This window comes from Cetobacterium sp. 2G large (assembly GCF_014250655.1).
GTDB classification, from domain to species: domain Bacteria; phylum Fusobacteriota; class Fusobacteriia; order Fusobacteriales; family Fusobacteriaceae; genus Cetobacterium_A; species Cetobacterium_A somerae.
This window is the reverse complement of record NZ_JACHTH010000005.1, coordinates 1,229,303-1,244,565: the sequence shown is the minus strand read 5'-3', so window position 1 is coordinate 1,244,565 and position 15,263 is coordinate 1,229,303. Positions and strand designations below refer to the sequence as shown.

Genomic DNA, 15,263 nt, shown 5'->3' with positions numbered 1-15,263 from the left:
AACAACAAAATCTTTACTTTTCTTATAAAAAAACATAAATATTAAATAGAGTGTAGTAGAATCTGGAAAATATACTGTTATTGTGATAAAATATATTAAAAGTTTTTTGAAAATTCAAAAGAGGTGAAGTTATGAAATTAGTGGATACACATTGTCATTTAGACAATGAAAAATTCGATGAAGATAGATTAGAAATAATAGAAAGAATAAAAGAAAATTTAGAGTTTTGTGTAAATATAGGATATGACTTAGCTAGTTCTAAAAAAAGCTTAGAGTTAGCCAAAAAATATGATTTTATATACGCTGTAATAGGAGTTCATCCAATTGATATAGCTGAGTATGATGAAGAGGTTGAAAAAGAACTTGAACTCCTAGGAAAAAATCCAAAGGTTGTAGCCATTGGTGAGATAGGATTAGATTATCATTGGATGACAGAACCTAAAGAGGTTCAACAAGAGAGATTCAAAAAACAACTAGAGCTTGCAGAAAGATTAAATAAACCAGTTGTTATTCATACAAGAGATGCTATGGAAGATACTGTTAACATTTTAAAAGAGTATCCAAATATAACTGGAGTTATTCACTGTTATCCAGGGTCTTTAGAAACAGCAAAGCAATTAGTTGATAGATTTTACTTAGGAATTGGTGGAACTTTAACTTTTAAAAATAGTAAAAAAGCAGTTGAAGTTGTAAAAGATATTCCTTTAGATAGAATAGTTATTGAAACTGATTGTCCATATTTAACTCCAGAGCCTTTCAGAGGAAAAAGAAATGAACCTATTTATGTTGAATATGTAGCAAAGAAAATAGCTGAAATAAAAGAGATTAGTGTTGAAGATGTTACAAAAATAACTACAGAAAATGCTAAGAAGCTATATAGAATAGGTTAGAATATGGCTATGAAATTTATAGGAATAGGAAATGATATTGTAGAAATAGAAAGAATATCAAAAGCTATTGGAAAAAATGGTTTTAAAGAGAGAGTCTTTACATCAAAGGAGATAGCCCAAATACAGGAAAAAGGAGATAAAGCAGAAAGTTATGCAGGAAGATTTTCGGCTAAAGAAGCTATATCTAAAGCTTTAGGAACTGGAGTAAGAGGATTTAATCTTGTAGATATAGAGATTTTAAATAACTCTTTAGGAAAACCTGAGGTAACTTTAAAAGGTAATTTAGAAAATAAAAATGATAGATTTATAGTGGATATATCAATATCTCATTGTAAAAAGTATGCAACAGCTGTTGCGATAATAATGGAAAGAGAGGTAAAATGAAAGAGTTTTATCAAGAATTAGATAATTTTATAGAAAATTTAGAAGATAAAAAAAATGATTATAAGGTTTTATCTTTTGTTGTAGATGAGTTAGGATATTTACCAGATGAAGTTTTGAATTATATAGCTAAAAAAATGGATATTTTTCCATTTTCATTAGAAAGTACAATAAAATTTTATCCTAAGTTACAAAAGGCAAGAACTAAAAACTATGTTCAAATTTGTACAGGAAGAAATTGTATTCAACCTGGTTTAAAGGAGAAACTAGCAGAATTAAAATCAGAAGTTGATTTTCCAATAGAGGAAAGACACTGTTTAGGAAGATGTGGAAAGGGTAGTGCTCTAAAGATTAATGAGGAGTATTATTCGTATAAAACATTAGAAGAATTAGAAAAATTATTATTAAATTTAAAGTAAATATTAGGAGGAGTTTTTAATGGATATTTTGGAATTAAAAAGAGAATATAACCAGTTTAAAAATCAAATAGATGCTATAAGGGGGTCTCTTTGACTTAGATGGTAGAAGAGAAAAGATTGCCACTTTAGAGAAAAAAACACTAGAGGATGGATTTTGGAACGATAAACTTACTAGTGGAAAAATAATAAAAGAGATGAATGAAGAAAAAGATATTGTAAAAGAGTTTGAATCTATAGAGAATATGTTTTTTGATGAGGAAGTTTTAATAGACTTTGTTTCTATGGGAGAAGAAGATTTTGCTGATGAGTTAGAGGAAAAACATAATAAACTTATGCATATGATTGATAATTTTGACACTAAGATGCTTTTAGATGGAGAGTATGATAGCAATAACGCTATAGTTACAATTCACTCAGGAGCAGGAGGAACAGAGGCTTGTGATTGGGCTGATATGCTTTATAGAATGTATATGAGATGGTTTAATACTAGAGGATTTAAAGTTACAGAGATGGATTACATGGCAGGAGATTCTGTTGGAATAAAATCAATCACTCTTTTAGTTGAAGGAACAAGAGCATATGGGTATTTAAAAGGAGAAAAGGGAGTTCATAGACTTGTAAGAATATCACCTTTTGATGCTAATAAAAAAAGACATACATCATTTGCATCTGTTGATATAATGCCAGAAGTTGACGATACAGTAGAGATAACAATAGATTCAGGAGATTTAAGAATAGACACATATAGAGCTTCAGGAGCTGGAGGTCAGCACGTAAATATGACTGACTCAGCAGTTAGAATAACTCATATTCCAACTGGAGTAGTTGTAACTTGCCAAAGAGAAAGATCTCAGTTGAGTAATAGAGAGACAGCTATGAAACTTTTAAAATCAAAACTTTTAGAACTTGAGATGAAGAAAAAAGAGGAAGAATTGAAAAAAATTCAAGGAGAACAAAGTGATATAGGTTGGGGAAATCAAATTAGATCATATGTATTCCAACCTTATACAATGGTTAAGGATCATAGGACAGGAGTAGAGTCAGGAAACATAAGAGCTGTTATGGATGGAGACATTGACGACTTTATAAATGGATACCTGAGATGGTCAAAAAATAAAAACTAGTAAGTAATCTTGAAATTATTATCTATATGGATTATAATATAGGGTACAAATTACAAAAAAGGGAGAGATTATAATGGAAAGAAGAGTAAGAACAAGAATCGCGCCTTCTCCAACAGGAGATCCACACGTAGGAACAGCTTACATTGCGTTATTCAACTTAGCTTTTGCTTATAAAAATGGTGGAGACTTTATATTAAGAATAGAGGATACTGACCAAAATAGATACACAGAAGGATCAGAGCAAATGATATTCGATGCTTTAAAATGGCTAGGATTAGATTATGCAGAGGGTCCAGATGTAGGAGGACCAGTAGGACCTTATAGACAATCAGAGAGATTCCACTTATATGGAGAGTACGCACATAAATTAGTTGAAAAAGGTGAAGCATATTACTGCTTCTGTACTCAGGATAGATTAGAAAAGTTAAGAGAAAGACAAAAAGCTATGGGAAAAGCTCCTGGATATGATGGTCATTGTAGATCTCTTTCTAAAGAGGAAATTGAGGCTAAGTTAGCAGCTGGTGAAGAGTATGTAATCAGACTTAAAATGCCTTATGAGGGAGAAACAATAATAAAAGATAGACTAAGAGGAGATATCGTTTTTGAAAATAATAAAATAGATGATCAAGTTTTATTAAAAGGCGATGGGTTCCCAACTTATCACTTAGCAAATGTTGTAGATGATTACTTAATGAATATTACTCACGTAATTAGAGCTGAAGAATGGATTGCATCTACACCAAAACATATTCAATTATATAAAGCATTTGGATGGCAGGAGCCAGAATTTATACACATGCCACTTCTTAGAAACTCTGATAGAACAAAGATATCTAAGAGAAAAAATCCGGTATCACTAAACTGGTATAGGGAAGAGGGATACTTAAAAGAGGGTATAGTAAACTTCTTAGGATTAATGGGATATTCATTTGGAGAAAATAAAGAAATATTTACACTTCAAGAGTTTAAAGATAACTTTGATATAGACAAAGTATCTTTAGGAGGACCTGTATTTGACTTAGTTAAATTAGGTTGGGTAAATAATCAACATATGAGAATGAAAGATTTAAAAGAGTTAACAGAATTAGCTGTTCCATTCTTTAGAAATGCAGGATTAATTGGTGAAGAGTTAACAGAGAAAGAGTTTGATACTTTATCTAGAGTAGTTGATATCTTAAGAGAGGGAGCTCAAACTATAAAGGAAATTGTAGATCAATCAGAAGTTTATTTTAAAGATGAGTATACTTTACCAGTTGTAACTGAGGAAACAGATAAAAAAGAAGTAAAAGGAATTGAAAGACTTTATACAGTTATTCAAGATGAAACTGGAAAGAAATCAATAAACCTATTCCAAGAGAAAATAGCGGCATGTGATGAGGCTATTTCTATTGATAGAGCTAAAGAGTTATTAAAAGAAACTTTAGACGAAGTTGGAGAGGGACCAGGAAAGGTATACATGCCTTTAAGAGCAGTACTAACAGGACTTCCAAAAGGTGCAGACCTTTACAACCTAGTTTCTATTATTGGTAGAGATAGAACTTTAGCAAGAATAGAGAGAATGAAAAAATTATATAACATTTAATGAATAGTGGAGTTTTTTAACTCCACTTTTTTTAGCAAAAAATAAAAGAAAAATACAAATAAAAAGTAATTAGTAATATAGTTATTTATAAATACTGAAAATATAGGAGGGCATTATGAAAAATCATATTTTACTTGGCAAATTATTAATGAATGCCTTTAAAATTCTAGGAAAAGCACAAAATGAGATTGAAAGTGATTTGAAAAATTTTAAATTTACAAAGGAACTAGAAATAGATTTTAAAAATATAAATTTTAAAGAGTCATTTAAAAAGAATTTTTTTACACTATTAATAATATCAATTCTTTTAGAGAGTAAAGTTTCAAAAAAGCATATTGTTAGTTATAGTAAAATAATAACGTATTTAAGGCAAATAGTGACATCAACTGATAATATTATAGACAATGAAGATAAAGGGTTAATTTTTATAAAAAGTTTAAAAAATAAGATGGTATCAAATAGCTTAATAATGTTAATTTGTCAAAATTTTTTAACAAAAGAATGTTTAGAATTAAACGAAGGGAAAGATATCGCAGTAAAAAAAATTTTTGATAAAATATATCTTATTGCTATGAGTGAAAGTTTAAGAGATAAATCTCAGTATTTGGAATATCCAAATGAGAAATATATATTAGAAAAAATACATAGTGGAATAGGTGGAGAGTTATTAAAGATAAGTTTAGAAGCTCCATTAGTAATTGAAGAAAATTCAAAGCTAAGAGAGTATTCAAATGGAATATTTGAAATAGGTATGGCTTTACAAGCTTTAGATGATTTTTTTGATATAGAAGAAGATGAAGAGAGTGGAAAAATAAATCTTTTAAGATCAGCATTACTTTATAGTGAGAAGGATGAAGAAGTTGTAAGAGAAGAGTATTTAAAAAAAGTATCAGAAAATGCGTATAATGGGTTTAAAATTTTAGAAGATAATGAGTTTCCAATTAATAAGAAGGAAGCTAAAAAAGTCTTGAAGAAACTTTTCGAATTAAGAGGCTTAAAAGAATATGTCTCTATTTTAGATTAAGGAGGAAGGATGAAAAAATATTCTATAATCTTATTTTTAGTCATAGTTAGTCAGCTTTTTTCTAAAGATCCGTATGTTGGGTATTGGGAGATGCCAGATGGAAAAGTAATAATTCAGATTGAAAAAGTAAATAAAGAGTATGTAGGATATGTAAGATGGTTAAAAGATTTAACCTATCCAGAAGGTGATCCTATGGAAGGGATTGAACAGATAGATAGAAAAAATCCTAACTCAAGTTTAAGAAAAAGAAAAGTTATGGATTTACAAGTTGTTGGAGGGTTAAAATTAAATAAACAAGGAACTTCATTAGTAGATGGGTGGATATATGATTCTTGGAATGGAAAAAAGTATTATGGTTCAGCGAAAGTTATTGATGATAATACACTAAGTTTAAAAGGATCAATTGATCCTTGGGGAGTTTTAGGTTATTCTATGAAAGTTAAAAGAGTACAACTACCAAAATAAAAGTAGACTAACTATATGAAGTCAAGTATATAATTTTGTTTTTTCTAAAATATTTTTTAGAATTTTTTAAAAAATATGGGCGTGTTTCTAGGAGACGACTCTTTGAGAAATTTTAAAGTCGCCTTTTAAAAAATAAAATCATTAAAATATTTAGTTTTGTGGAACAAAATTAATATTATTCTTTAAAAGATGAAAAATTACTCTAAGTAGCTTCTTAGATGTATGACTAATTGCAACATAATGATGTTTTCCTTCATTCTTCTTTTTCTCCTGATAAAGTTTGAATGTAGGATCACGCATTGCTACTAAGCGTGCAGCTTGTATGATTGCCCATCGAAGATACGTAGAACCTCTTTTTACCATTGAAGTCCCTGTGGCTTGAAACTTTCCTGATTGGTAAACAGAAGGTTCTAATCCTGCGAAAGCCAATAATTTAGCTGGAGTTTGAAATCGCGAGATATCTCCAACTTCAGATAATATAATCGATGCTAGCGTATAAGAGATTCCAGGTATACTTATCAATGGTGTTTTCATTTGAATAAGAAGTTCTTTGATTTTCTTATCTAAAATATAAATTTCATCTAAATAATAATTAATTATTCTAATTGTTTGTTGAAGCTCAAAAGAAGTTCCACTACTATTGATGCCAATAGATTTGGAAGCTAGATTTTTTAAAGCTATTGCCTTATCTTTTCCATACTTTCCCTTTGAGGTTTTGGATAAAAGATTAGTTAATTTAGTTAAATGACAGTTAGAAATATCATGAGCACTTGGAAACTCTAAAAGCATAGCATAACTAGATTTTTGATGTATCGACCATATTAACGTCCCTAGTTCGGGAAATAAAATTGTAAGTAAACGCGAGACAGAAACTTTTAATTTAGCACACTGTCCGATTAATCTATAACGGTGTCTAGTTAGAGATTTTAATTCTCTAATTTCATCAGATACAAGTGCTGTTGGGGTTTGGTCTGAGTTGAATAGCAAGGTTGTAATAAACTTAGCATCAACTTTGTCAGTTTTGGTTTTTCTTAGTGTTTGAGACTTCCTAAAGGAAGCTACAGCAAGGGGATTAAATACCGTAAGTTGGTATCCCTTGGTACGCAAGAAATTTTCTAAATTGATACCGTAATGACCGGTAGATTCAAGCCCTATACGCACATCACTAGCGACTTGACAGTTTGAGGAGATAATGGAGTAAAGAGTATTAAATCCTTCAAGAGTATTTGTGATTCTTAAATTATCGCTGATAAGAACGCCATCAGAGGTAACAATGTAGCAGTCGTGTTTGTCTTTCGCGATATCAATTCCTACATAAATCATAATTCACCACCTTGAAAATATATTAAAAGTACTGTTTATTTTCCACTAAAGCTTTATACTGAATGTATCCTCGTCCTATATAAAACGTCAAGCGTTATCTAACTAATTAACAAATTAGTATAAAGCTGTGGTTATAGCCTATATTAAAATAGTCTAGTTGAACTAGCTATAGGTGAAAATAATAATCCACAGCACTTTAGTAAATTATAACAGATAAATTGATGAAGATTTTTATATCTTCATTATACGAGGTGAAAAAATGGAGATAAAAAGATTAAGCATAAAGAATTGGCAGAATATTACCTATTTGAATATTGAGTTTGAAAAATTATTAATATTAATTGGTGAATCTAATAAAGGTAAAACTAGTATTTTAAAAAGTCTTTCGGCTATTTTAGGGAAATATGAGATTCAAAATAGTGATTTTAAGAATGAGAATATGGATATAGAGATAAAAATAAAATATTTTGAAAAAACTTTAGGCTTTTGTACTTTTAAATTATTAAAAAAATTAGGAGAAGATAGTAGATATTTTATTTTGAATCATGGAAAAGAAAAAGAGTTGAGATTAGATGAAGTTAAAAATAAACTTTTGACAATAAATGGAATAATAATTACATCTAAAGACGTGGGAGTTTATGATGCACTATGCCAAATAAGAGATATTTTTATTTTAGAAAACAATGAAAGTAAAATAGTAAAAGAACTAGAAAGTAAAATTCAATATTTAAAAGATAATTTTTTATCTCAAAGCTTACAAAGAAAAGTTTTATTTAGTTTTTTAAAAAATATTTTAGATGACATTGAATACTATAAGAATAATTTAAATGGAAAATTGGATAATCTTTTTTTAATATTTGAAGAACCAGAATTACATTTAAGCCCTCAAAGAAGCAGAGAGATGTATTCTCTATTGATTAAATTATCAGAGATTGGGGTTCAAATAGTTATGGAAACTCACTCAAGCTATTTTGTGGGATTAAAGCAGTATAAGTCAATTTGTTTGATAAAAAAAATAAAAAACGACATAAAAGTTTATCAATATACTGGAAAACTTTTAAATGGTGATGAAATAAAAAATTTCAATATGAATTATTGGATAAACCCGGATAGAGGAGAGATGTTTTTTGCCAAAAAAGTAATATTAGTTGAAGGACAAACAGATAAAATAGCACTATCTTACTTAGCTAAAAAATTAGGGATTTATAATTATAATTATTCAATAGTAGAGTGTGGAAGTAAAAGTATTATTCCGCAATTTATAAAAATTTTAAATGCATATAAGATACCATATGTTGCAGTTTATGATAAGGATAATCATAAGTGGAGAAATGAGACTGAAATAGAAAATTCTAATATGAAAAATAAAAAAATAAAAGGACTTATAAATAAATATATAGGTGATTATATAGAGTTTGAAAATGATATTGAGGAAGAGGTTTATCAAGAAGAAAGAGAACGAAAAAATTATAAAAATAAACCATACTATACTCTCCAAAAAATAAGTGAAGATGAATACGAAATTCCTTTGAAATTGGAAGAAAAAATAAAAAGAATATATAAATAAAGATAGAGATTAAAAAACTCTATCTTTTTTATAAAATATCAATTAAAAGCTTTATAAACATTGAAAATATTTAATAAAATTATAAGAATAATAGAAATATTAAATATTTTTTCAATATATTCATTTGATAATCGATGATTAAGTTTTGCTCCAATAAGTCCTCCAAGAATACCACCTATAACCATTAAAGGTAACATCTCCAAGTTATAAATAGAAAATCCCGTTCCAATAAAGATTAAAAACAATTTTGAAAACTGAGATAATAAAATTATAAATACAGAGCTAATAGCAGCATTTCTAGTAGGAAAAGCAAAAAGCATAACTAAAATAGCTACATTAATTGGTCCGCCTCCAATGCCAAGAAATGAAGCGATTCCACCGAGAAAAAGTCCAACTAAAAATATAATAAAAATATTTTTAATTTTATATTTTGGAAGATAGTCTTTAAGTAAAACCAAACTTAAAAGTGCTATTAAAATTAAAGCTTGAATTCCTTTTCCGAAACTTTCATTTTTAAAAAGACTTAAAAAAATATCAAAAGATTTTTTTCCAATACCTCCCCCCAGAATAGATCCAATAGCTAAAATAATTGTATTAAAGTCAGCTTTAAATCCAGATTTAAATTGTTTAATAGTAGCTACAAGTGCCATAGAAAAAACTGTAACAGAAGATAAGACTCCTACTGTAGATAGATTGTAGTCTCCTAAAGCATCAAGAACAGGTTTGATAATTACTCCCCCACCAAGTCCAGCTAAAGATCCTAAAGTTGTAGCACAAATGGCAGTTATAAAATAAATAAAAAACATGAGACCTCCTAAGATGTTAAATTAGATAAGTTTAAAAAATAAAAATACCAAGTAAAGATGTCAGTAATAAAATAATTATAGGATTGATTTTAGAAATATATTTGGTTCCTAAAAAAACAATAAGAAAAATAAAAATTGCTTTGATTCCTTGAGAGTAATCACTTACAAAAAAAGTTGGTTTAGCAATAATTATTCCAGCAAAAGATATAAGAGCTAGAGTAACTGGTTTTACTCCTCTAAAGAATAGGTCTTTTTTAGGATTATCTTTTATTTTATAAAAAATACTAGCTACAATTAGGATAACTATAAAAGAGGGTAAGGCAGAACTGAAGGTAGCTACGAAAGCCCCAGGAATTCCAGCAACCTGATGTCCAACAAAAGTTGCTGTATTAATAGCAATAGGACCAGGTGTAACTTGAGAGATTGCAATGATATCTAAAAATTGTTGTTCTGTTAACCAATTTTGTCTAAAAACTACATCTTGCATAAGAGGAAGCATTGCTAACCCACCACCAAAAGAGAAAAGTCCTATTTTAAAAAATTCATAAAAAAGCGTAAAGTATATCATCTGTCCCCCTTAATAGTGAAAAATATAATACAACCAATTCCAAAGAATAGAATTAAGAATATAGGTGATACATTAAACAGAACTAAACTTAATAGAGATATAAAAAATATAGAATAACTTAATTTATCAACTAAAGTATTTTTAGAAAGTTTAATAACAGAAGATAAAATAAGTGCAGCAATTCCTGCTCTTAGACCAATAAATAATTTTTGCATTACAGGATTTAGAAAACTTTTGGCAAAAAATGCAGAAATTATAATAATAACTAAAAGAGAAGGTCCAACAACTCCTAAAGTAGCAGCAATAGAACCTAAAACACCCATACGTTTTTTTCCAATAAAAGTAGCAGCATTAATAGCAATAGGACCAGGTGTCATTTGTGAAATAGAGATTATTTCAAGAAGCTCATCTTTATCAATCCATTTTTTTCCATAAATCATTTCTCTCTCTATAAGTGGAATCATGGCGTATCCACCTCCGAAGGTAAACATTCCAATCTTAAAAAAAGTAAGAAAAAGTTCTAACATAAAAACCCCCTTAATTGAAATAAAAGCAGAGGAAGACCTCTGCTTTTTATATTTATTTAATTATACATTGTACATATCTTTAATTTTAGCTTGTAACTCTTCGTCAGCAATATAATCGTCATATTCCATTAACTTATCAACAATTCCACTTGGAGTTATTTCAATTATTCTGTTAGCTACAGTTTGGATAAACTCATGGTCGTGAGCTCCAAATAATATAGTTCCTTTAAAATTAGTTAAAGCTTTGTTAAGAGATGTGATTGACTCAAGGTCTAAGTGGTCAGTAGGGTTATCAAAGATTAAAACATTTGCATTAGTAAGCATCATTCTTGATAACATACATCTAACTTTTTCTCCTCCAGAAAGAACTTTAGCCTTTTTAGTAGCTTCTTCTCCAGAGAATAACATTCTTCCTAGGAATCCTCTAACAAAAGCATCGTGCTGATCAGGAGAATATTGTCTTAACCAATCAATTAAATCTAAATCACAGTTCTCAAAGAATGCAGAGTTATCTTTAGGCATATATGCTTGAGTAGTTGTAACTCCCCATGTATAAGTTCCGCTATCTGCTTCCATTTCACCAGATAATATAGAGAATAAAGTCGTTTTAACAATATCATTTTGAGAAATAAATACAACTTTATCATTTGTATTTATTGTAAATGATACGTTATCTAAAATCTTAACTCCATCGATAACTTTTGTAAGGTTTTCAACTTTAAGAAGATTGTTTCCAGCATCTCTTTCAGGTTTGAATTCAACAAATGGATATTTTCTATTAGAGATTTGCATATCCTCAAGTTGTAATTTCTCAAGTTGTTTCTTTCTAGAAGTTGCTTGTTTTGATTTAGATGCGTTAGCACTGAATCTAGCAATGAACTCTTGAAGTTCTTGTCTTTTTTGATCTAATTTTTTATTCTTGTTATTTATTAATGTTTGCATTAATTGGTTAGACTCGTACCAGAAGTCGTAGTTTCCAACATACATCTTAACTTTTCCATAGTCGATATCAGCTATGTGAGTACAAACTTTGTTTAAGAAGTGTCTATCGTGAGATACAACAATAACAGTAGTATCTTCTAAATTCATTAAGAACTCCTCAAGCCAAGCTATAGCTTGAATATCAAGTCCGTTTGTAGGCTCGTCAAGTAATAGAACATCAGGATTTCCAAATAAAGCTTGAGCTAGTAAAACTTTAACTTTATCAGGTTCGCTTAATTCTCTCATTAATTTATAATGTAGGTCAGCTGTTATTCCAAGACCTGTTAAAAGCATCTCAGCTTCAGTTTCAGCTTCCCATCCATTTAATTCAGCAAACTCTCCTTCAAGTTCAGCAGCTCTCATACCATCTTCATCAGAGAATTCACTTTTAGCATAAATTTCATTTCTCTCTTCGATTATTTTCCAAAGTTTTGTATGTCCCATTAAAACAACGTTTATAACTGACTCATCTTCGTGAGCAAAGTGATCCTGTTTAAGAACAGCCATTCTTTTATTTTTATCAAAGATTACTTCTCCCTCAGTAGGATCTAAATCCCCTGAAAGTATTTTTACAAATGTTGATTTTCCAGCACCGTTAGCTCCAATAAGTCCATAACAGTTTCCAGGAGTAAATTTAACGTTTACATCCTCGAAAAGCTTTCTACCAGAAAATCTCATACTTAGATTACTAGTTGCTATCATTTAAAAACTTCCTCCTAAATATTTATAATATAAATTTAAATTTTGAACACATATCTTAAATATTATATCATGAATTTTAAGAATAGGAAATATAATATATTTTCTTTTTTTTTAAATTATGTTAGAATATTCTATAAAATTTATATAAGAAAGAGAGGAAAAAGAGTGAATTTATTTACTCCTTTGGATATAAAAAATAAGAGGTTAAAAAATAGAGTTGTTTTACCACCACTAGTTAGATTTTCAATGGTAGGAAAAGATGGATATGTAACTGAGGAGCTTTTAGAGTGGTATAAAGATGTAGCAGAAGGTGGAACAGGATTAATTATTGTTGAAGCTAGTTGTGTAGCAGAAGATGGAAAATTAAGGGATAATCAGATAGGAATATGGGATGATTCTTTTATTGAAGGATTGTCAAAAGTGGCAGATATTGGTAAAAAATATGATGTTCCAATGCTAATTCAAATTCATCACGCAGGATTTAAAGATGAAGTGGCAAGAGTTCCAGAAGAAGTTTTAGATAAAATTTTAGACCAATTCGTAGAAGCGTTTAAAAGAGCCAAAAAAGCTGGGTTCGATGGAGTTGAAATACACGGAGCTCATACATACTTGATATCTCAATTAAACTCTAGATTGTGGAATATTAGAGATGATAAATATGGAGGATCTTTTGAAAAAAGAATGTATTTTACAAAAACTTTAGTTGAAAGAACAAAGAATTTATTTGATGATAACTTTATATTGGGTTATAGAATGGGTGGAAATGAGCCTGAATTAGAAGATGGAATAGCAATAGCAAAATATTTAGAAGCTATAGGAATTGATCTAATACACGTATCCTCAGGTGTTCCAAGTCCAGAAAAAAAACAAGAAGTAAAAATAGATATTCCTAAAAATTTTCCATTTGATTGGGTGGTTTATTTAGGAGTTGAAATAAAAAAGCATGTTAATATTCCTGTAATAGGTGTAAGAAATATTAAAAGTGAAGAACAGGCAAGTATGTTGATAGAAAGTGAAATGTTAGATCTTGTAGCAATAGGTAGAGGAATGATAGCAAGACCTAATTGGGTAGAGTTTGCTAAAAAAGAGTATTATAAAAGAACAGGAAAAATGGTGAAGTAATGATTATAAAAAGTTTAGATATATTTTGTGAAATTATCGATAATTTTGGAGACATTGGAGTAGTATATAGACTTGCAAAAGAGTTAAAAACTTTTTATAATGATAATGTTAAAATAAGAGTTATTTTAAATAGAGTAAATGAATTTGTAAATATGAATAAAAAAGCAAAAGATACAGACTATCAAGAGATAGATGGAATTATTTATATGACAAACGAATATTTAGCTAAAAATATATGTACATTTTCTCCTGCAAATGTTATAATAGAGGCCTTTGGATGTAACATTTTAGAGACGTATTTAGAAAAAGCTAAACTAGAATCATCACTATTAATAAATCTGGAGTATTTGTCTGGGGAAGATTGGATAGAAGGGATACACCTTATGGAGTCACCTCTTGGAGCTGAAAAATTAAAGAAATTTTTCTTTATGCCAGGATTTACAGAAAAAAGTGGTGGAGTAATAGTAGATAAGTTATTTTTAAATAGAAAAAAAAGTGTTTTAGAAAATAAAAAGTTTTATTTAGAGAAATATATACCTGAAATAGATGAAAGTTACTTTTTAGGAACGATATTTAGTTATGAAAAAAACTTTTTACCATTAATAGATGTCTTATTAGAAAATGGTAAGGAAAATTGCTTGTTAATACTTGGTGAAAAATCTCAAATGAGTATAAATAAGATAATTGAAAATTTAAATTTTACTTATTCAAGTGAAGGAATTTATAAATATAAAAATATTCTAATTAAATTTATGCCATTTTTAGAACAAGAGGAATATGAAGAATTGATAAATTTAGCAGATTATAATTTTGTTAGAGGAGAGGATTCGTTTGTAAGAGCTTTACTAACGGGAAAACCCTTTGTATGGCATATATATTTACAAGAGGAAATGGCTCATATGGATAAGATTGATGGTTTTATAAAAAGATATGATGAAACCTTAAAAAGTTTAGGATTGAATAAAGAGTTAGGTATTCACACAAAGCTATTAAGAGATTATAATTTAAGAGATAGTAACTCATTGGAGTTGGGAAATGAAAAATTTGATGATTTTTTTAAAGAGTTTGAAAATATTTCAAAACTTTCTCAAAGCTATTCAGAGTACATTGAATTAAAATGTAATCTTATAGATAAATTAAATGAATTTATTTTAAAATATTAGGAGGTTCAATTATGAAAACTGCTCAAGAATTAAGAGCTGGAAGTACAGTAAAGATTGGAAACGATCCTTACGTAATTTTAAAAGCAGAGTATAACAAATCAGGAAGAAACGCTGCTGTAATGAAGTACAAAATGAAAAACTTATTAAACGGAAATATATCTGACGCTATATATAAAGCTGACGATAAAATGGACGATATCAGACTTGATAAAGTTAAAGCTGTTTACTCATATAATGATGGAGATTTCTATGTATTCTCAAATCCTGAGACTTGGGATCAAATCGAGTTAAAAGATGAGGATTTAGGAGATGCTTTAAACTATTTAGAAGAGGGAATGGAATTAGAGGTAGTTTACTACGAGTCAACTCCAGTTGCTGTTGAGTTACCAACTTTCGTTGAGAGACAAGTAACTTATACTGAGCCTGGATTAAGAGGAGATACTTCTGGAAAAGTAATGAAACCAGCTAAAATAAATACTGGATTCGAAATTCAAGTACCTTTATTCGTTGAGCAAGATGAGTGGATCAAGATTGATACAAGATCTAACGAATATGTAGAGAGAATTAAAAAGTAATAAAAATTAGGTTGAAGATTATATCTTCAACCTTTTTTGTTTAA

Annotated in this window: 16 protein-coding genes; 11 read left to right on the top strand and 5 right to left on the bottom strand. The window is 28.9% G+C overall.

All coding sequences use genetic code 11. The features are described 5' to 3' along the window. Positions 1–131 precede the first annotated feature (131 nt). The 7 genes from H5J23_RS08790 to H5J23_RS08760 all read left to right on the top strand — a co-directional run bounded on the left by H5J23_RS08790 (position 132) and on the right by H5J23_RS08760 (position 5,885). Complete coding sequence (locus tag H5J23_RS08790) at positions 132–890, top strand: TatD family hydrolase (RefSeq protein WP_185891793.1); 759 nt, start codon at positions 132–134, stop codon at positions 888–890. Positions 891–899: 9 nt separating this feature from the next. Next, positions 900–1,274 carry a holo-ACP synthase gene (gene acpS, locus H5J23_RS08785; RefSeq protein ID WP_185892122.1) on the top strand — a complete coding sequence of 125 codons (375 nt, stop codon included), beginning with the start codon at positions 900–902 and terminating at the stop codon, positions 1,272–1,274. Then, positions 1,271–1,690 (top strand): NAD(P)H-dependent oxidoreductase subunit E, encoded by a 420-nt coding sequence (locus tag H5J23_RS08780; protein WP_185891791.1) that lies wholly within the window; start codon positions 1,271–1,273, stop codon positions 1,688–1,690. The genes acpS and H5J23_RS08780 overlap by 4 nt, the downstream gene beginning before the upstream one ends. Before the next feature lie 19 nt (positions 1,691–1,709). Continuing rightward, positions 1,710–2,814 (top strand): peptide chain release factor 2 gene (gene prfB / locus H5J23_RS08775; protein WP_185891789.1). Its coding sequence is split into 2 segments (ribosomal slippage): positions 1,710–1,781 and positions 1,783–2,814, totalling 1,104 coding nucleotides; the frame shifts between segments, so codons are not numbered across the junction. Between the two features lie 73 nt (positions 2,815–2,887). Next, complete coding sequence (gene gltX, locus H5J23_RS08770) at positions 2,888–4,396, top strand: glutamate--tRNA ligase (RefSeq protein WP_185891787.1); 1,509 nt, start codon at positions 2,888–2,890, stop codon at positions 4,394–4,396. Positions 4,397–4,511: 115 nt separating this feature from the next. Further along, positions 4,512–5,420, top strand: coding sequence for a hypothetical protein (locus H5J23_RS08765; protein ID WP_185891785.1), 909 nt, complete (start codon positions 4,512–4,514; stop codon positions 5,418–5,420). A gap of 9 nt (positions 5,421–5,429) precedes the next feature. Next, the gene (locus H5J23_RS08760) at positions 5,430–5,885 is read left to right on the top strand and encodes a DUF2147 domain-containing protein (RefSeq protein WP_023051159.1); all 456 of its coding nucleotides are present in this window, start codon (positions 5,430–5,432) and stop codon (positions 5,883–5,885) included. Between the two features lie 150 nt (positions 5,886–6,035). Here H5J23_RS08760 and H5J23_RS08755 read toward each other — a convergent pair whose 3' ends face one another. Continuing rightward, positions 6,036–7,208 (bottom strand): IS110 family transposase, encoded by a 1,173-nt coding sequence (locus H5J23_RS08755; RefSeq protein ID WP_185890899.1) that lies wholly within the window; start codon positions 7,206–7,208, stop codon positions 6,036–6,038. Positions 7,209–7,467: 259 nt separating this feature from the next. Between H5J23_RS08755 and H5J23_RS08750 the strand changes: the two genes are divergently transcribed. Beyond that, complete coding sequence (locus tag H5J23_RS08750) at positions 7,468–8,775, top strand: ATP-dependent endonuclease (protein ID WP_023051158.1); 1,308 nt, start codon at positions 7,468–7,470, stop codon at positions 8,773–8,775. Positions 8,776–8,813: 38 nt separating this feature from the next. On the opposite strand, the gene H5J23_RS08745 is transcribed toward H5J23_RS08750, so the two are convergent. Genes H5J23_RS08745 through H5J23_RS08730 form a run of 4 tightly spaced genes read right to left on the bottom strand, consistent with a single transcriptional unit; the run spans position 8,814 to position 12,359 of the window. Further along, complete coding sequence (locus H5J23_RS08745; RefSeq protein WP_023051157.1) at positions 8,814–9,581, bottom strand: sulfite exporter TauE/SafE family protein; 768 nt, start codon at positions 9,579–9,581, stop codon at positions 8,814–8,816. A gap of 31 nt (positions 9,582–9,612) precedes the next feature. After that, the gene (locus H5J23_RS08740; protein ID WP_185891783.1) at positions 9,613–10,149 is read right to left on the bottom strand and encodes a chromate transporter; all 537 of its coding nucleotides are present in this window, start codon (positions 10,147–10,149) and stop codon (positions 9,613–9,615) included. Beyond that, positions 10,146–10,676, bottom strand: coding sequence for a chromate transporter (locus H5J23_RS08735; protein ID WP_023051155.1), 531 nt, complete (start codon positions 10,674–10,676; stop codon positions 10,146–10,148). The genes H5J23_RS08740 and H5J23_RS08735 overlap by 4 nt, the downstream gene beginning before the upstream one ends. A 60-nt stretch (positions 10,677–10,736) precedes the next feature. Next, positions 10,737–12,359 (bottom strand): ABC-F family ATP-binding cassette domain-containing protein, encoded by a 1,623-nt coding sequence (locus H5J23_RS08730; protein WP_023051154.1) that lies wholly within the window; start codon positions 12,357–12,359, stop codon positions 10,737–10,739. Positions 12,360–12,524: 165 nt separating this feature from the next. On the opposite strand from H5J23_RS08730, the gene H5J23_RS08725 reads away from it, so the two are divergent. Genes H5J23_RS08725 through efp form a run of 3 tightly spaced genes read left to right on the top strand, consistent with a single transcriptional unit; the run spans position 12,525 to position 15,219 of the window. Continuing rightward, positions 12,525–13,481 carry an NADH:flavin oxidoreductase gene (locus H5J23_RS08725; protein WP_370523829.1) on the top strand — a complete coding sequence of 319 codons (957 nt, stop codon included), beginning with the start codon at positions 12,525–12,527 and terminating at the stop codon, positions 13,479–13,481. Beyond that, positions 13,481–14,644, top strand: coding sequence for an elongation factor P maturation arginine rhamnosyltransferase EarP (gene earP, locus H5J23_RS08720; RefSeq protein ID WP_023051152.1), 1,164 nt, complete (start codon positions 13,481–13,483; stop codon positions 14,642–14,644). The genes H5J23_RS08725 and earP overlap by 1 nt, the downstream gene beginning before the upstream one ends. 11 nt (positions 14,645–14,655) lie before the next feature. Next, a complete protein-coding gene (gene efp, locus H5J23_RS08715) occupies positions 14,656–15,219 on the top strand; it encodes an elongation factor P (protein ID WP_023051151.1) in 564 nt (187 codons plus the stop codon). Positions 15,220–15,263 lie beyond the last annotated feature (44 nt).